Annotated in this window: 13 protein-coding genes, 1 tRNA gene and 2 rRNA genes (1 of these 16 cut by a window edge); 9 read left to right on the top strand and 7 right to left on the bottom strand. The window is 65.8% G+C overall.

Annotated elements, in window-relative coordinates:
• From ACWKSV_RS11540 to ACWKSV_RS11530, 3 genes are all read left to right on the top strand, one after another.
• Positions 1-582, top strand: a 23S ribosomal RNA gene (locus ACWKSV_RS11540); it begins 2,214 nt to the left of the window's first position.
• 134 nt (positions 583-716) lie between these two features.
• Positions 717-831: ribosomal RNA gene (rrf, locus tag ACWKSV_RS11535) — 5S ribosomal RNA — on the top strand.
• Between the two features lie 56 nt (positions 832-887).
• Positions 888-964, top strand: a tRNA-Met gene (locus tag ACWKSV_RS11530).
• Between the two features lie 361 nt (positions 965-1,325).
• Here ACWKSV_RS11530 and ACWKSV_RS11525 read toward each other — a convergent pair.
• A complete protein-coding gene (locus ACWKSV_RS11525; RefSeq protein ID WP_083706493.1) occupies positions 1,326-1,478 on the bottom strand; it encodes a DUF4142 domain-containing protein in 153 nt (50 codons plus the stop codon).
• 399 nt (positions 1,479-1,877) lie between these two features.
• Positions 1,878-2,635 (bottom strand): IS5 family transposase gene (locus ACWKSV_RS11520; RefSeq protein ID WP_156884132.1). Its coding sequence is split into 2 segments (ribosomal slippage): positions 1,878-2,302 and positions 2,302-2,635, totalling 759 coding nucleotides; the frame shifts between segments, so codons are not numbered across the junction.
• A 186-nt stretch (positions 2,636-2,821) separates the two neighbouring features.
• Here ACWKSV_RS11520 and ACWKSV_RS11515 point away from each other — a divergent pair.
• The 3 genes from ACWKSV_RS11515 to ACWKSV_RS11505 are packed head-to-tail and all read left to right on the top strand — an operon-like array spanning position 2,822 to position 6,047.
• Complete coding sequence (locus tag ACWKSV_RS11515) at positions 2,822-4,588, top strand: methyl-accepting chemotaxis protein (protein WP_076713820.1); 1,767 nt, start codon at positions 2,822-2,824, stop codon at positions 4,586-4,588.
• Positions 4,585-4,791, top strand: a complete 207-nt coding sequence (locus ACWKSV_RS11510; RefSeq protein ID WP_076713818.1) for a chemotaxis protein CheW — start codon at positions 4,585-4,587, stop codon at positions 4,789-4,791. The genes ACWKSV_RS11515 and ACWKSV_RS11510 overlap by 4 nt, the downstream gene beginning before the upstream one ends.
• 50 nt (positions 4,792-4,841) lie before the next feature.
• Positions 4,842-6,047, top strand: a complete 1,206-nt coding sequence (locus ACWKSV_RS11505; protein WP_191864727.1) for a carbohydrate porin — start codon at positions 4,842-4,844, stop codon at positions 6,045-6,047.
• 83 nt (positions 6,048-6,130) lie between these two features.
• On the opposite strand, the gene ACWKSV_RS11500 is transcribed toward ACWKSV_RS11505, so the two are convergent.
• Complete coding sequence (locus ACWKSV_RS11500; protein ID WP_076713815.1) at positions 6,131-9,040, bottom strand: TonB-dependent receptor domain-containing protein; 2,910 nt, start codon at positions 9,038-9,040, stop codon at positions 6,131-6,133.
• 524 nt (positions 9,041-9,564) lie between these two features.
• Here ACWKSV_RS11500 and ACWKSV_RS11495 point away from each other — a divergent pair.
• Positions 9,565-11,040 carry a L,D-transpeptidase family protein gene (locus ACWKSV_RS11495; protein WP_237243450.1) on the top strand — a complete coding sequence of 492 codons (1,476 nt, stop codon included), beginning with the start codon at positions 9,565-9,567 and terminating at the stop codon, positions 11,038-11,040.
• A 9-nt stretch (positions 11,041-11,049) separates the two neighbouring features.
• Positions 11,050-11,400, top strand: a complete 351-nt coding sequence (locus ACWKSV_RS11490; protein ID WP_338468977.1) for a hypothetical protein — start codon at positions 11,050-11,052, stop codon at positions 11,398-11,400.
• 138 nt (positions 11,401-11,538) lie between these two features.
• On the opposite strand, the gene ACWKSV_RS11485 is transcribed toward ACWKSV_RS11490, so the two are convergent.
• Genes ACWKSV_RS11485 through uxuA form a run of 3 tightly spaced genes read right to left on the bottom strand, consistent with a single transcriptional unit; the run spans position 11,539 to position 15,523 of the window.
• Entirely contained in the window at positions 11,539-12,915 is a 1,377-nt protein-coding gene (locus ACWKSV_RS11485) for a mannitol dehydrogenase family protein (RefSeq protein ID WP_076713812.1), read from the bottom strand.
• Entirely contained in the window at positions 12,912-14,324 is a 1,413-nt protein-coding gene (uxaC, locus tag ACWKSV_RS11480) for a glucuronate isomerase (protein WP_076713810.1), read from the bottom strand. Before uxaC ends, ACWKSV_RS11485 begins: the two co-directional genes overlap by 4 nt.
• On the bottom strand, positions 14,321-15,523 hold the full coding sequence (uxuA, locus tag ACWKSV_RS11475) for a mannonate dehydratase (protein WP_483666798.1): 1,203 nt from the start codon (positions 15,521-15,523) through the stop codon (positions 14,321-14,323). Before uxuA ends, uxaC begins: the two co-directional genes overlap by 4 nt.
• Before the next feature lie 139 nt (positions 15,524-15,662).
• Here uxuA and ACWKSV_RS11470 point away from each other — a divergent pair, with 139 nt between their 5' ends.
• Positions 15,663-16,562: a sugar kinase gene (locus ACWKSV_RS11470; protein WP_076713808.1), complete on the top strand. Its 900-nt coding sequence runs from the start codon at positions 15,663-15,665 to the stop codon at positions 16,560-16,562.
• A 365-nt stretch (positions 16,563-16,927) separates the two neighbouring features.
• On the opposite strand, the gene rplA is transcribed toward ACWKSV_RS11470, so the two are convergent.
• On the bottom strand, positions 16,928-17,620 hold the full coding sequence (gene rplA, locus ACWKSV_RS11465) for a 50S ribosomal protein L1 (protein ID WP_056433483.1): 693 nt from the start codon (positions 17,618-17,620) through the stop codon (positions 16,928-16,930).
• Position 17,621: the final 1 nt, after the last annotated feature.

Here is a 17,621-nt window from a genome sequence, read left to right as displayed (position 1 = left end):
CGGTTGGAAACCGGCTGTTAGAGTGCAATGGCATAAGCCAGCCTGACTGCGAGACTGACAAGTCGAGCAGAGACGAAAGTCGGTCATAGTGATCCGGTGGTCCCTCGTGGAAGGGCCATCGCTCAACGGATAAAAGGTACGCCGGGGATAACAGGCTGATAACCCCCAAGAGCTCATATCGACGGGGTTGTTTGGCACCTCGATGTCGGCTCATCACATCCTGGGGCTGGAGCAGGTCCCAAGGGTTTGGCTGTTCGCCAATTAAAGTGGTACGTGAGCTGGGTTCAGAACGTCGCGAGACAGTTTGGTCCCTATCTGCCGTGGGCGTCGAAATTTGAGAGGAGTTGACCCTAGTACGAGAGGACCGGGTTGAACGTACCTCTGGTGTACCTGTCGTCGTGCCAACGGCGCAGCAGGGTAGCTATGTACGGACGGGATAACCGCTGAAAGCATCTAAGCGGGAAGCCTCCCTCAAGATAAGATTTCTCAGGACGGTCGAAGACCACGACCTCGATAGATCGGATGTGGAAGTGCGGTAACGCATGGAGCTAACCGATACTAATTGTCCTATTCGCGCTTGAGAGCTCCACACCCCCACCATCAGCCCTGGGCTAGATGGCAGGGTGCGGTCATCATACAAGCCAGTGCACAGCATCGATTTTATACCCATCACCCTCGAGCCAACCCTCGAGGGTCAGTATTCGCGGACTCTATTGCCTGGTGGCCATAGCGTCGGTGTCCCACCCGATCCCATCCCGAACTCGGCCGTGAAACCCGACTGCGCCAATGGTACTACTGCTCAAGCAGTGGAAGAGTAGGGCGTCGCCAGGCATTACAGCCCGCGAATACAAAAACCCATTCACTTGTCTCACCACCTTCCACAGCGTCGCGGGGTGGAGCAGCCCGGTAGCTCGTCAGGCTCATAACCTGAAGGCCGCAGGTTCAAATCCTGCCCCCGCAACCACCGCTATAGAACTCGACACGCCGCCCTCACGGGCGGCGTTGTCGTTTATCGCATACGCCACCGACATCGCACCCGCTGCTTGCCCGTGAACCATAGCAGCACCAGCATGGCGTCCGGCGTATCTCAACGCCCCGCAACAACCCCGTCCCTATGGCCTTCGACTTCGCTCAGGCTGAATGGAGGCAAGGGGAAATATCGCCGGTCGGGCAGAACCATGCCCCAAGACCCTCGCGCCGGATGGCGACGCCTATGCGCGTCGCTGCGCCTCTCCTCGTCCATGTGAAAAGGGAGGGACATGACCATTGCCACGTCTCTCCCTCCGGCCCATCCGCTGCTCGATCAAGCGGTCGCCTGAACGGGCTTAAGCCTTCAAGCCCTTCGCCATGTTCAGATGCGCCGTCACCGTCGGGACCAACTCGCTCGCAAAGCTCTTCAGCGCCGGCACGTCGCCCGTCGTCGCATACCCCCTCAGCGCATCCAGCGTTTGCTGATGCCCAGACGTCTGCGCGGCGATGTACGCCGCGTCAAAGGCCTTGCCGTTTGAACGGGCTCATGGAGCGGGGATCGCTTCGGCAAATGGCCAGATCTATCTGTTCGGATAGCCTATGGCTTCGGTCAGTGGGACGTGGGTCCGGCACGCGAATTCGACAATTGAGGTGCGTTCGACCCTGCCGTCATGACACTTCTGTCATGTGTTCGTGAGCGTAGAGCTGTCGGAGGGTGGCATCTTGTAATTTCCTGAAAATGATCAGCGAGATTTTTGAGCTATAAACTGATGCGAAAACAAGATGCTAGCCGGATGGCTTTGGAGAGGCGGTAATCGCGGATGCCGTCTGGTTAACAAAACCACCTCTGCAAGCAAACGCTATATTAAATTCCTGTCATGCATGAGCCTAGGGTCAGGACTCGTTGATCACAGCCAGAAGATGACGGTGGCCGCGAGAGCAACGGCGGAAAAGAAGGCCGTGGGGCAGCGATCGTAGCGTGTGGCAACGCGGCGCCAGTCTTTGAGGCGGCCGAACATGATCTCGATGCGGCTGCGACGCCGATAGCGGCGCTTGTCGTATCTGACCGGCTCGTTGCGCGATCGTCGGCCCGGGATGCATGGCTGGATGCCCTTGGCCTGGAGAGCGTCCCTGAACCAATCGGCGTCGTAGCCGCGGTCGCCGAGCAGCCACTGCGCTTTTGGCAGGTCGTCCAGCAGGGCTGCCGCGCCGGTGTAGTCGCTGACTTGGCCTGCGGTCATGAAGAAGCTCAATGGGCGGCCGTTCGCGTCGGCCACGGCATGGAGCTTGGTGTTCATGCCGCCCTTGGTGCGTCCGATCAGGCGGCCGAGATCCCCTTTTTAACCCGCAGGCTCGATGCCGTGCGGTGCGCCTTCAGGTAGGTCGCATCGATCATGACGGTTTTCGGTTCGGCATCGCCTGCAGCCAGCCCCTCCATCATGCGCGTGAACACGCCACGCTCGCCCCAGCGCTTCCACCGGTTGTACAGCGTCTTGTGAGGACCATAGGCGCTGGGCGCATCCCGCCAGCGCAGCCCATTGCGGTTGACGAAGACGATGCCGCTCAGCACCCGCCGGTCATCCACCCGAGGCTTGCCGTGGCTCTTGGGGAAGAACGGCCGCAGCCGCTCCATCTGATCGTCCGTCAGCCAAAAAAGGTCGCTCATCACCAGTCTCCTCGTGGAGCCTGAATCAGATCGCGACGCTCACATCAATGGGTCCTGACCCTAGCGCAAGGATCGAAAGAACCTTGTCGGATTTCTCATGTGCCATTGCTGATCGATGCCGGCATCTTGCTGATTTGCATCGTTTTTGCAGTGTGTGGCACGTAAAAGTGAACAGGAAGCAGAGACATGCGTGCCACGATCAAGGTGAAGCTGATCACGACATTCGCCATCGTCCTCGCGATGCTGGCGATCATCGTGGGGTTCAGCGTCAATCGCTTGTCGACCCTGAACACCGCCCAGAGCAACATGGTGGACGACCCGGCGGCATCGCTGGATCGAATCCAGCAATTCAAGGATGCCATCACGTCGTCGATCGTGGCCCAGAAGAATCTGACCATGAGCGACGATCCCGACTTCATGGCCGGACAGCATGCGGAACTGCGCAAGCAGCGCGCCCGTGCGGACCGGCTGATCGCTGAGGCATTGCGCACGGGGGACGATGTCGATCGCGAGATGTACACGGACGCGCAGCGCGGCTGGGCCGAATACAAGTCCATCGCCGACCAGGCGGTCGAACTGGCACTGGCCAATCGCAACGCGGAAGCCTCCGTCATTTCGCTGGGCGGCGCCAACAAGGCGGCGGTGCGGATCGGCGATACGGTGAACAAGATCGTGCAGCGCCAGCGATTGGAATTGAAGGCTGCGGATGAGGCGGGGAATGTCCTTTATGCGGAGTCGCGTACGACCCTCCTGATGGTGGCGGCTGCGGCCTTCCTCACCGCCGTGGCAGGGGCCCTGTGGATCAGCCGTATCGTGTCGCGCGGCCTGAACCGCATTGCCGTCGCCCTGGGCGCGGTAGCCACGGGCGATCTGGACCAGAAGGTCGAGGTGTCGAGCAACGATGAAATTCGCGATCTGGTCGATGTCGTCAACCGGATGACCGAAAACCTGCGGACCTCGGCCACGCTGGCGGACCATATCGCGCGAGGCGACTTGACGGTCGAGCATCAGCCGCTGTCCGACAAGGACAAGCTGGGCCATGCGCTGGTCGCGATGGTCGAGCGCCTGCGCGTGGTGGTCGGCGAGGCGACCGAGGCGGCTTCCAGCGTGGCCGCAGGCAGCCAGCAGCTATCGTCTTCGTCGGAACAGGTGAGCCAGGGCGCAACCGAACAGGCGGCCGCCGCCGAAGAGGCTTCGTCGTCGATGGAGCAGATGGCCGCCAATATCAAACAGAATGCCGACAACGCGACGCAGACCGAGAAGATCGCGCGCCAGTCCTCGCAGGACGCCGAAATCAGCGGCACGGCGGTGCAGAAGGCCGTGGTCGCGATGCGCACCATCGCCGAGAAGATCGGCATCGTGCAGGAAATCGCACGCCAAACCGATCTGCTGGCGCTGAACGCGGCGGTCGAGGCGGCGCGCGCGGGCGAACATGGTCGCGGCTTCGCGGTCGTGGCGGCCGAAGTCCGCAAGCTGGCCGAGCGCAGCCAGACGGCCGCGGCCGAAATCAGCGGCATGTCGTCGGACACCGTGTCCGCCGCCACCCAGGCGGGCGAGATGCTGGTCAAGCTGGTCCCCGATATCCGCCGCACCGCCGAGCTGGTCGCCGAGATCAGCGCGGCATGCCGCGAGCAGGACCTGGGCGCGGTGCAGATCAACCAGGCGATCCAGCAGCTCGATCAGGTCACGCAGCAAAATGCCAGTGCGTCGGAAGAGATGTCGGCCACGTCCGAACAGCTGGCCGAAAGAGCGGGCCAGTTGCAGTCCAGCATCTCGTATTTCCGCATCGAGGAAGCCGGGCGGGATCACGGCACCCGGCGGCCGGCGCAGCGCGCCGCAGCCCGCAAAGCTGCAAAGTCGACCATGGCTTCCGCGCCGTCACGGGGTTTTGCGCTCGATCTGACGTCGGGCGGTCCGGATGACCAAGACCGCGCGTTCGGGCGCGCGGCATGAGCGGGCACACCGAAGCGGGCGTCTTCGCGATCGACGGCGGGCTGTTCGCCCTGCCGGTGACGGCGGTGCGCGAGATACTGGACCGACGCCCGGCCTTTCGGGGGCCCTCCGCGCCCGACTGGATCGTCGGGCTGCTCGACATGGATGCGATTTCCGGCCTGGCGGACGAAGTCGGTGTCGCCCGTCTGGCGGTCGCGGCATGAAGGGCGGGGCGGGCTCTCGCCTGCCCATACGCCAAAGGGGATTATGAACGATGACGCTGCGTCAATCGATCATGCTGATGGCCGCGCCCATGCTGGCGGTGCTGCCGTCGCCTGCCTTGGCGCAGGAGGAGGAGCCACGCGCCGAAACCAATGGCGAGGGCGAGGATGAGCGGACCAGCGCCTTCGGCCTCGATCTGCTCTACAAGGCCGATCTCGTCGGCGTGGCGGCCGGCGGGGGCAGGCGGGGGGCGCGGTTTCTCGACAATATCGACCTGATGGCCGCGGTCGATCTGAACCGCGCGGCCGGATGGGAAGGGGCGAGCGCCTATGTCGGCATCCTGAGCAATGCAGGCGCGCGGCCCGACGACATTGCGGGCACGTTGCAGGGCGTCAACAATATCGAGGTCGGCAGTCCCGATGCCGTCCTCTATCAGGCCTGGTTGCAACAGCGTTTTGCCGGGGATCGTGGATCGATCCTGGTCGGCAAATATGATCTGAACAGCGAATTCTACGCCAATCCCTCGGCCGCAGCGTTGATCGCACCTGCTTTCGGCATCGGGTCGGAGCTGGCCGCGACGGGACCCAATGGGCCGTCGATCTTTCCCCAGACCGATCTGGGCATCCGCCTCCGCCTGGAGGACAGACGCCATTATGTGCAGGCGGCCGTGATCCGGGCCCCGCGCGGCGTGGCGGACGAGGGCGGGCCGCGATCGGCCCTGTTCATCGCGGAGGCGGGCCTGAGGGGGCGGACGGCGATCACCGTCGGCGGCTGGACCTATAGCGATCGGCAACCGCGGATCGTGCCACCGGGCGTGACGCTCGGGCCCGATACCGCCGCGTCGCATGGTCTGTACGCGTTGGTGGAGCAGGATTTGGCCGGTGAGGCCGACAAGATGGGCTATTGGTGCGCCTTTCTGCGCGTGGGCCTGTCCGATGGGCTGACGACACCCTTTGCGGACGGGATGCAGGTCGGCGTGACCGGGCATGGTGTCCTGCCGTCACGCCCCGAATCGCTCCTTTCGATCGGGTTCGCGACCGCCGGGCTGAGCCGCGCCTATCGCCGGGCCAATCCAGCCGACGAGTCGCCGCTGACGCGGTCGGAAAGTACGATCGAACTGACCTATAGCGACCGCGTGGCGCGCTTCCTGACGCTTCAGCCGGATGTGCAATATGTCCATCGCCCCTCCGGGCTGCGCGATGCGCTGGGCGTGGTGGTCCTGGGCCTGCGGGCGATCGTCGACTGGAAGATCCACTGACCAACACCCCTCCCCTGAAGGGGAGGGGCTCCGTTTGTAACCCATCGGAATGGCCGGGGTTCATCGCCCCGGCCACGCCATCGTCAGAATTTGAAGCCCAGTCGGGCATAGCCGAACTGGCCCGGCAGGTCGTAGGTCGTCGGATCGAACCCGCCGCAGCTCAGGCAGTCGGGCGCGCGCTGGCCCAGGATGTTGTTGACGCCCATGGTCAGGGTCAGCCGCTGCGCCAGCCAGGGCATGGTCCAGCCGATCTGGGCGTCGAGATACAGGATCGGCTTCATCTCGCGATTGTCATAGGCGGGCTCGATGACCTTGCCGATATAGCGCCCGGTGAGCGAGGCGAGGAAGGTCTCGCTCGACCAGTCGATCGTCGCGACGCTCTTGAAGCGCGGATAGGCCTGGTCGCCGCGCTCGGTACCCTGCCGCTCCAGCTTCTCGCTGCCGGTCGCGGTGGGCAGGGTGGTCGAATATTCGAACAGGAAGTTGCTTGCCCAGTTCAGGCCGAAGCTGCCCGCCCCGACACGCGGGCTGCGATAGATCAGGGTAACGTCGATCCCCTCGCTCTTCAGCGAGGCGATATTCTGGAGCAGGCCGCGAATCTGCGTGATCTGGCCGCTGCCGGTCGAGGAGCGGGTGATCGCGCCGCAGCTGACCGCGTCCCGCTGGTTGACGCAATTGGCGAGCAGCACGTCGGCGCCGACCGAGGCGATCGCGTCGTCGACCCGGATGGTATAGTAATCCGCCTCCAGGCTCAGCTGGCTGGCGATACCGGCCTCGCGCGCCCAGCTCGGGCTATAGACGCCGCCCAGCACCCAGCTTTCCGACCGTTCGGGCTTCAGCGCGCGATTGCCGCCGGTCAGGATCGGCAGCTGAAGGCCGTTCTGCACATAATTGACCGGCACGCCCAGCGCGACGCAGTTCTGTCGCACCGTGCTGTTGGCGGGCAGGCTGGCGATACCCGAGCAGGGATCGATGACATTGCCGTCGAAGCGCGACGGCGTGCCGAACAGCTCGCCGATGCTGGGGGCGCGGAACCCTTGCGCCCAGGTGCCGCGCAGGCGCAGATCCTCGAACGGCTTCCAACTGAGCCCGCCCTTCATCACCGTGCGGTTGCCGCTGGTCGAGTAATCCGAATAGCGCGCCGCGAACGACCCTTCGAGCAGGCGGAAGAAGGGCACGTCCTTCAACACGGGGATGCTGAGTTCGCCATATACTTCGTGGACGTCGAACGCGCCCGCCGTCGGCTGGGCTGGAATGTCCGAGCCCAAGCCCGCCGCGACGATGGCGTCGGGGTTGAACGAGCCCGTCTGGCGGCGGAACTCATACCCCGTGGCCAGCCCCAGCGGCCCGGCGGGAAGCTGGAAGAGCGTGCCGGTCAGGTTGAGGGTCGCGTCGGTCATCGTCTGTTCGGACCGGTCGCGCTGGGTGAAGGTGACATAGTTGATCATCGCCGGGGTGATCGAACCCGCCCCGCCGAAGATGTTGAACGGCACGCAGGCGCCGGTGCAGTTCGCCACCGGGCCGAGCGCCTGTGCCAGATTGGCGGCGTTGACGTTGCCATGCGCCACCTGCTTGGCCTGGTTCTCGGCATAGATCAGGTTGGCGTCCCAGTACCAGGTGCCCGCGCCGATCGGGATCTGGCCGTCCAGCGTGCTGGACATGTACATGGTGTCGACCCGCTGGCTGTAATGGCGCGGGCCATTTTCGACGAAGCGGCGGCCGATAAAGGCATAGTTGGCGGGCGTGCCGTTATTGCCCGCGCTCAACGTCACGCCGAACGGGTTGAACGGATTGGTCCGGTCGATCGAGATGGTGTCGAGCAGATTGCCGTTGCCCGCATCCGGCCCGACGAACAGCGGCAGCGGCGCGGCCTGATTGTCCGAAGTGCGGCGATTGTAGATCAGCCGGGTGCTGAGCCGGACATTGTCCGCCAGCTGGCCGGTGAAGTTGACGAAGGCGCCGAAGCGCTCCTGCGGGGTCAGCAGATAGTTGAACGGGCGGAAGTTGAACCGGTCGGCGACGGTGAAGGCCTTGAAATCGCTGTTCGCGCCGGTCGGGTTCAGCGGATCGAAGCGCGGCTGGGTCAGCGGATTGCTCTTCAGCGTCAGGTTCATCGACTCGCCCGTGACCGGGTTGTTGATGATGAATCGGCCATTGGGCGTGCCCGAGCTGCACGTCGTGGTGCATGCGGTCGCGCCGGGATCGGGGAAGGCGTAATAAGGCCGGTCGCCCGCGAAGACCGATCCCTGGTTGATATAGTTCGCGCCGACCACGACCGAGACACGGTCGTCCGCCGTCCGGTGGCCCCAGCTGAGCTGGTAATTCTGGGTAACGCCGTCGCCCTTGTCGTAACCACCGAGCTGCGCGGTGGCGAGGAAGCCGTTCTGGCGCTTCTTGGTGATGATGTTGACGACGCCGGCGATCGCGTCCGAGCCGTAGATGGTCGACGCCCCGTCGCGCAGCACGTCGACACGCTCGATCATGCTGTCGGGAATGGCGTTCAGGTCGACCGCGCCGGGAATGCCGCTCGCCGCGCTGCCGTTGATGAAGCGCAGGCCGTCGACCAGCACCAGGGTGCGGCGGCTGCCCAGATAGCGCAGGTCGATTTCCGCCGATCCGGCCCCGACGCCGCCGCCATCGGGCGGGTTGCCGTTATTGCCGGAGCGGTTGAAGCGGGAATTGAGGCCGCCCGCCGCGCCCGGCAGGCGTTGCAGCACGTCGCCGATCGAGGACAGGCCGGTGCGCGCGATATCCGCGCTGTCGATCGCGGTGAGGGGGGCGCTCTGGTCCAGCGGGTTGCGGCGGATACGCGAACCGGTGACGACGATCGTATTGTCGCCCGCCGTCGCATCGTCGCCAGCGGCATTTTCCGCCACGCCCGTGCCGCCGCCCGTCACCTGGGTCTGCGCCTGGGCGTCGACCGCCAGGATCAGGGCACCGACAGCCGCACTTGCCAGCGCCCATTTGCGCAACCGGCTTGCTCCATGAACCATGATCTTTTCCCTCTTTTGGTTTTGCTGACTCCCGTTCCTGCTGCGGATGTGCGGCGCCTCTTTTCGGGCTGCCTTCGATATTCGGTACGTACGGCCCGGTAATCCGGGATCGATGAGGTGCTTCCTGGTGAATCGGTGACCGATCCTGTGCCGAAGGAGTTTGCCGATCCCACCGTTCATCTTACCCAGTCGACGGTCGTATACAGAATATGATCCCGGCGTCGTGTCAAGCGTTGGTCATGGAGAGAGGGGCGGCCGTATCGGCTCTCGCCTCGGTACGCCCAAGCCGGGCCGCCCGGCATTGGCCGGTTAACGTATGTTGGCGGACAATCTCAAATTCAGGACGTGTGCGACGTTTTGCCTGTCGATCGGTTCAGCTTGGCGTAGGATAGCGTGATGTAAAGCGCCGCTCCCACGACGACATGCCGACGAACAGGGGCTATCATATCCGCATGACCAAAATGCCTTTCTCCGTTTCCCGCCCGTCCGTTGCCCGGCTGCTCGGTACGTTGGCGGCCGGGTCCATGATCGCGACGCCGCTGCTGGCGCAGGTCGCGCCGCCGCCGGTGATGGTCCCCACGACGCCGCAACAGATTCAGCCCCCCGCTGCGCAGATCCAGATGGCACCGCCCGCCACCGTGCAGCCGCTGCCGCAAGCCGCCCCCGCCGTGGCGATCCCCGCTTTGTCGGAGGCGCAGGCCGGGCAGCTCGCGACGCTGATCGCCGGGGGAGAGGTGGCGCAGGGGCTGCGTCAAGGGCCGCCACGCGACCTGACCACCCTGTCGCCCGCCGCGCTGACCCGCGTCGCGCTGGATTATGCCCATGCGGTGCATGTCGGGCGGCTGGATGCGGCCGACTTCACCAAGGACTGGGGCATCCGTCCGCAGCCCTACGACCCCGCGCCCGGCTTTGCGGAGGCGGTGCGGCGTGACCGGCTGTCGGCCTGGATCGCCTCGCTGCCGCCGCCCTATGCGGGCTATGACGCGCTGGTGAAGGGGCTGGCCCGCTATCGCGCCATGGCGGCGGCGGGGGGCTGGTCGTCGCTCCCGGCGGCCACCATCAACTTTGGCGCAAGCGGACCGCAGGTGTTGGCGCTTCGCAAGCGGCTGGCGATGGAAGACCCGGCGGTCAGCGCCACGGGCGACAGGTTCGACGAGGATCTGCTGGCGGCGGTGCGGCGGGCGCAGCGTCGTTACGGCCTGAACCCGGTCGGCACCGTCGGCACCCAGACCATTGCCGTGCTGAACGTGCCGGTGGCGCAGCGCATCCGCCAGATCATGGCGAATATGGAACGCTGGCGCTGGTTGCCGCAGCAGTTGGAGGCCAAGCGCGTCCAGGTGAACATCGCCGCCGCCGTGCTGACCGTGTTCGATGGCGACAATCCGGTCATGTCGATGAAGGCGGTGACGGGCCGTCCGGGCAACGAGACTCCGATGCTGGTGTCGACGATCCGCAGCATCGTGCTGAACCCGCCCTGGAACGTGCCCAGCTCGATCGCCAACAAGGAGCTGTGGCCCAAGGAAAAGGCCAATCCCGGCTATCTGAAGCGCGCGGGGTTCCGCATCATCGACAATGGCGACGGCAGCAAGCGGTTGCAGCAATCGTCGGAAAAGAGCGCGCTGGGTCGGTTCAAGTTCGACTTCCCCAACGATTTTGCGGTCTATCTGCACGACACGCCCGCCCAGTCGGGCTTTTCCAAGTTCGACCGGCTGGCGAGCCATGGCTGCGTCCGGCTGGAAAAGCCCGCCGACCTCGCCGCGCTGATGCTGAAGACCACGCCCGAATGGCAACCCGAGCAGGTCGATGCCGTCCTCGCCTCGGGCAAGACGGTGCGCGCCAGCATGGCCGAGCCGGTGGCGGTCTATCTGCTCTACTGGACCGCTTTCGCGAATGCCGATGGGCAGGTGGGATTCCGCGAGGATCCCTATAGCTGGGACGCGCAGCTCGCGACCAAGATCGAGGCCCGCTCGGCCGAGCGCGCCCAGGCGACCAAGGACTAAAGGGGACAGATGATGAAGATTACCACCAAAGGCGCCATGGCGCTGTTCGCCGCCGGGCTGTTGCTGGCGGGCTGCTCGCGCTCGTCGGAGGACCCGCCCGTGCCGGTGGAGAACGATACGGCCGTGGTCGAGGAGAATATGACCGTGCCCGAGGAGACGCCGGTCATGACCAATGACGCGGACGCCGTCACCCCGGTCAACATGGCCGCCGACACCGTGCCGCCGCCACCCCCTGAGCGGACGGTCGATCAGCAGATGCTGGACGATGCCTCGGCCACCGGCATGACCTCGCGCGTGCAGCGCACGCCGAGCAACGATGCGCCCCCGGCGGAGGGTATCGAGCCGAAGGACGGGCAGTAAACGAAAGATCCTCCCCGGCACGGGGAGGGGGACCGCTGCGAAGCGGTGGTGGAGGGGGCTCTCCACTTAGTATGTCCTGTGAGGAAGCCCCCCTCCGTCAGTCCTTCGGACTGCCACCTCCCCTTGCAGGGGAGGAATTTACTGTTCGATCTCTCGGACCAGCACCTGACGCTGTGCCTCGGTCGGCCGCCATTGGCCCGCCATCGAACCACCGTGCCCGAACAGCGCGTCGACCACCTGCACCGCATCGCCCTGCGCCCACAGCGCGGCCAGTTCCGCCCGGCGCGGATCGGGCGAGGCGTCACTCCCCGTCCGGATGAAGCGCAGCCACGCCGCCAGCGCGGTGAGTGTCGCAGGCGCCTCCCCGCCATGCGCCGCCAGAGAGGACAGCCAGCGCGGGCCGACCTTTTGCGATCCGTCGCTGGCGATCTGCGAGAGGCGATGTTCCAGCGTCCGGTTGGCAAAGCGGGCGAGCAGCGCATCGGCATAAGGCCCCAGTGCCTGCCCCTCGGCGGCGGTGAAGCTGGTCGCCGCCTCGTCCCGCATCAGCCGTTCTATCACGGGGCGGATGGCGGGATCGGCGACCGCCTGGTGGACGAATTCATGCCCGCGCTCCAGGCCCAGATAGGCGAGGGCCGAATGCGCGCCGTTGAGCATGCGCAGCTTGGCGGTTTCGTAGGGCGCGACATCGGCGACGAATTGCGCACCGCCGACTTCCCAACGCGGGCGGTCGCCCGCGAAATCATCCTCGATCACCCATTGGCGATAGGGCTCGGTGATGACGGCGGCTTCGTCACGCATCCCCAGCACCGCCTCGACCGCCGCGCGATCGGCTTCGGTAACGGCGGGGACGATCCGGTCGACCATGGTGTTGGGGCAGCGCCAGTCGCGCTCGAACCATTGCCGCGCCGCCGTCTCGCCCTGATGGTCCAGAAACGCGGCCACCCCGGCGCGCAAGACCCGGCCATTGTCAGGCAGGTTGTCGCAGCTGACCAGCGTGAGGGGGCCGTGCCCCGCCGCCCGCCGCGCGACCACCGCCTGCGCCAGATAATGATAGATGCTGTTCCCGTCCGCGACGATGCCCGCCAGGTCGGTCGCACCATCGGGCCGCCGCCAATAGCCCTTTTCGGTGACGGTCAGCGTCACGACCCGCGTGTCGGGCGCGGCGAGGCGTTCGGCCAGCCGTTCGGGCGTCTTGGCCGCGACGATCACGTCGCGGATCGCGCCGATCAGGCGGACGGCTTCGCCCTCGCTCGACCGTTCGGTGACGGTATAGAGGCCGTCCTGCGGCGCCATCTGGTCATGCACGCCGCCCGATCGCAGCGAGGCGGCCGCAATGGCCCAGTCGCGGTCGCCCGCCGCCATCGCGTCGTCGGTATAGACCGCCTGATGCGCGCGGTGGAACGCGCCGAGCCCGATATGGACGATGCCGATGCGCTGGCCTGCCCGGTCATAGCCGGGACGCGCCACGGCGTCGGGCAGCGCCGCGGCGGTCGCTTCGCTCAGCCGGGTCACAGCCGGTACGCCGTGCGGACCAGACCGTTGGTCAGCGCATGGGCCAGCTCGACCGCCTCATCCTCCTCCAGCCGGTGCTCGGCGACGAGGCGTGCCAGGAAGCCGCAGTCGATCCGTCGCGCGACATCATGTCGCGCCGGGATCGACAGGAAGGCGCGGGTGTCGTCGTTGAACCCGACCGTGTTGTAGAAGCCCGCCGTCTCGGTGGTCATCTCGCGGAAGCGGCGCATCCCCTCCGGGCTGTCATGGAACCACCAGGCGGGGCCCAGCTTCAGGCAGGGATAATGCCCGGCCAGCGGCGCCAGTTCGCGCGCATAGACGCTTTCGTCCAGCGTGAAGAGGATGATGGTCAGGTCACGCTCATTGCCGACCACGTCGAGCATGGGTTTCAGCGCATGGACGTAATCGGTGCGCATCGGCATGTCCGCGCCCTTGTCGCGCCCATGGCTGGCGAACAGGCCCGCATTGTGGTTGCGATACGATCCGGGATGGATCTGCATCGTCATGCCGTCCGCGACGCTCATCTTCGCCATTTCGGTCAGCATCTGTGCGCGGAAGAGTTCCGCATCGGCGGGCGTCCAGTGGCCGCCGACGATGCGCGCGAACAGCGCCTCGCATTCGGCCGTGGACAGGTTGGCGGTCGCCGCCGTGGGATGGCCGTGATCGGTCGCGGTCGCGCCCAGCGCGCGGAAGGCGGCGCGGCGCTTGGCATGGGCGGCGAGATAGCCGGACCAGCTATAGACATCCTCACCGGTCAGCTCGGCGAAGCGCTGCATCGCGCCTGTGAACTGTTCATGCTCGACATCGATCACGCTATCGGGGCGATAGGTGGTGATGACGCGACCCTGCCAGCCCGAGGCCTGGATCGCCTGGTGATGGACCAGCGGATCGTCGGCACCTTCGGTCGTCGCCAGGCATTCGATGCGGAACCGCTCGAACAGCGCGCGGGGGCGGAAGGCGGGGGTGGCGAGCGCCTCGCCGATCGCGTCGAAATAACGGTCGGCGGTTGCCGCCTCCAGCGCCTCGTCAAAGCCGAACACCTCGGCAAAGACATGGTCGAGCCACATGCGTGACGGCGTGCCGCGGAGCAGGTGATAGTTGGACGCGAACAGCTTCCACGCCGCGCGCGGATCGGTCGCGGGGCGGCCACCACGATGCGGGATGCCCAGATCGTCGAGCGCGATGCCCTGGCTGTAGAGCATACGGAAGACATAATGATCGGGCGCGAGCAGCAGGTCGCTGGCATCGGCCCAGGGCTCGTCGGTGGCGAACCAGCGCGGATCGGTATGGCCGTGCGGGCTGATGATCGGCAGGTCCGCGACTTCGGCGTAAAGCCTCCGCGCGATGCCCCGCGTCGTCGGGTCTGCGGGCAGCAGCCGGTCGGGGTGAAGCTCCAGCTTGCGGGTCATACGGTCAGCTCCAGCTCGGCTGGAGCGGCGTTTGCGTTCAAGCCCAGCATATGCACGATTCCCTGCTCCAGCCCGCGCAGCTCGGCCAGCCCGCGCATCCGGCCAAGCAGCGAATAGCCGGGATTGGAGCTGCGATGAAGGTCGTCCATCATCCGGTGGCCATGGTCGGGGCGCATCACGATCGCACGGTTTTGCGCATGCGAAATCTCGACTACCGCCTGCATCACCTGCGTCATGCGGGCATGGCCGCCCAGATGCTCGGCCTCATGGAAGTTGCGCTCGCCTGCTTCCCAGCCGACCGAGCGGAGGTGGAGGAAGTCGATCCGGTCGGCAAAGCGGCGGACCATGGCGGGCAGGTCGTTGTCCGGCCGTGCGCCGAACGAGCCAGTGCAGAAGCACAGGCCATTCGCCAGCGAGGGTACGGCGGCGTAGAGATGGTCGAGGTCTTCGGCGGTGCTGACGACGCGCGGCAGGCCGAAAATGGGGAAGGGCGGGTCGTCGGGATGGACGACCAGTTTGATGCCGACCTCCTCGGCAATCGGGCAGACCGCGCGCAGGAAGGCGATATGGTTCGCCCGCAGCGCCTCGGCGTCGATCCCGGCATAGGTGTCGATCGCACGCTGGAAGGCGGGCGAGTCGAAGCTCTCCTCGCTGCCCGGAAGCCCGGCGATGATCGTGCGTTCGAGCTTGTGGCGCTCCTCGGGCGTCATCGCGGCGAAGCGCTCGGCGGCGGCGGCGCGAACGGCTTCCGAATAATCCGCCTTGGCGCCGGGGCGGCGCAGGATATGGATGTCATAGGCGGCCACCGCCGCCCATTCGAAGCGCAGCGCGGTCGCGCCGTCGGGCAGCTGCCAGTCCAGATCGGTACGCGTCCAGTCGAGCAGCGGCATGAAATTATAGGTGACGGTCCGCACGCCCTCGGCCGCCAGGTTGCGCAGGCTGTCGCCATAGGCCTGGACGAGTCCGTCGGTCAGTTCGCCGCGCTTGATCGCGTCATGCACCGGCAGGCTCTCGACCGTCGACCAGCTCAGCCCGGCCGCCTCGATCATCGCCCGCCGCTCGGCGATCGCCTCGCGCGGCCATACCACGCCGTTGGGGATTTCATGCAGTGCGGTGACGACCTCTGTGGCGCCCGCCTGGCGGATATGGGACAAGGCGATGGGGTCGGCGGGTCCGAACCACCGCATGGACTGGATCATCAACACGGCCGCTATTCCCTCGTCCCAAATCGCATTTTCTCTGCGGTTAGCGGTAGCATTCGGCATTCGGATTGACCAGTTACAAATTTTGGCCTTGCCACTATGGTGGTGACGCCGGAGAGCGATAGGAGAGAAGTGGATGCGGATCGTCGTCGTCGGAGAAGGGATGATCGAATTGTCGCGCGCAGACGGCGGGCTGTGGCGGCTGGGTCATGGCGGCGACACGCTGAACACCGCGATCCATCTGGCGCGGATGGGCCGCGATGTCCGCTACGTGACCGCCTTGGGTGAGGATCCGTTCAGCGCGACTCTCCTTCAGGACTGGACGGCCGAGGGCATCGACACCAGCCTGACCCTGCGCGATCCGACCCGCATGCCCGGCCTGTATGCGATCACCACCGACGAGGCGGGCGAGCGCAGCTTTTCCTATTGGCGGGGACAGAGCGCCGCGCGGCGCACCCTGTCCCTGCCGGGCAGCGAGGCGGTGATAGCGGAGGCGGAACAGGCCGATCTGCTGCTATACTCGCTTATCACCCTGGCGATCCTCGACGAGCCGAGTCGCGACCATCTGTTCGATCTCGCGCAACGGGTCCGCGCACGGGGTGGTCGGGTCGCGTTCGACGGCAATTACCGTCCCCGCCTGTTCGCCAGCCAGGACGAAGCACGCGAACTGTGCCGCCGGGCGATCGGCGGCTGCGATATCGGCCTGCCGACGCTGGAGGATGAGGCGATGCTGGTCGACGCCAAGTCCGCCGAAGAGGTGCGCGACCGCTGGCAGGGCCTGGGCGCGGGGGAGGTCGTGGTGAAGCTGGGGGCCGATGGGTGCCTGATCACCGGTGTCGGCATCGTCCCCCCGCCCGAGCGCCTGTCGCCGCGTGACACCAGCGGGGCAGGGGATGCGTTCAACGCGGGCTATCTGGCGGCGCGGCTGGACGGGTTGGATCCGGCCGAGGCGGCGGTGCGGGGGCATAGGCTGGCCGGGTGGACGGTCATGCGCTCGGGTGCGATTCCGGCGCGGGATGACGACTTGCCGCGTTGATGGATTTTGGACTGACCAAAATTGGTCGGTCGGTCATGGGGTAAGCCCCTTTAGCCCCTCCCCTTCAGGAGCATCAGGTAAACCGCGCCCAGCGCCTTTTAGATCAGGCTGGGAGCCTGATCGACCTGTCACTCCTGAAGGGGAGGGAGGTAATTTGCACATAGTCCACCCCCAAACCCACCCTTCGTTCGCACTGAGCGAAGTCGAAGTGCATGGGATTCGCTTGCGGCGAGGCCGGGGCGTGGCCTTCGACTTCGCTCAGGCTGAACGGAGTAAGTGCGCCGCCCGCCACTCCGCCACGAAAAAGGGGGCCGGAACCTCGGTTCCGACCCCCTGATCCTGTCAGCATGCGCTGGCGGCTTGGCTTACGCGCCCGGGATTTCCGAGACGTTCACCTTGATGCCGCGGCCCATCGTCGACGAGACGGCGACCTTGCGGACATACTTGCCCTTGGCGCCCGACGGCTTGGCCTTGATCAGAGCGTCGACCAGCGCGTCGAAGTTGGCGCGCAGGTCTTCCGCCGGGAACGACGCCTTGCCGATACCCGAATGGATGATGCCGGCCTTTTCGACGCGGTACTCGACCTGACCGCCCTTGGCCGCCTTGACGGCTTCGGCGACGTTCATGGTCACGGTGCCCAGCTTCGGGTTCGGCATCAGGCCCTTGGGGCCCAGCACCTTACCGAGGCGACCGACGACGCCCATCATGTCCGGGGTCGCGATGCAGCGATCGAAATCGATGGTGCCGCCCTGGATGGTTTCCATCAGGTCTTCCGCACCAACGACGTCCGCACCGGCGGCGCGTGCTTCGTCGGCCTTCGCGCCCTTGGCGAACACGCCGACGCGAACGGTCTTGCCGGTGCCCTTGGGCAGGGTGACGACGCCACGGACCATCTGGTCGGCGTGACGCGGGTCAACGCCCAGGTTGACGGCGACTTCGATCGTCTCGTCGAACTTCGAGGTCGCGTTGGTACGAGCCAGCGTGATCGCTTCGTCGATGCCGTGCAGCTTCTCGGCGTCGATCTGGACGGCCTTCTGCTTCTTGGTCAGCTTCGCCATG

This window comes from Sphingomonas sp. SphC10 (genome assembly GCF_057004845.1).
The sequence above is the reverse complement of the archived record's forward strand: the minus strand, read 5'-3'. Positions and strand labels throughout refer to the sequence as shown.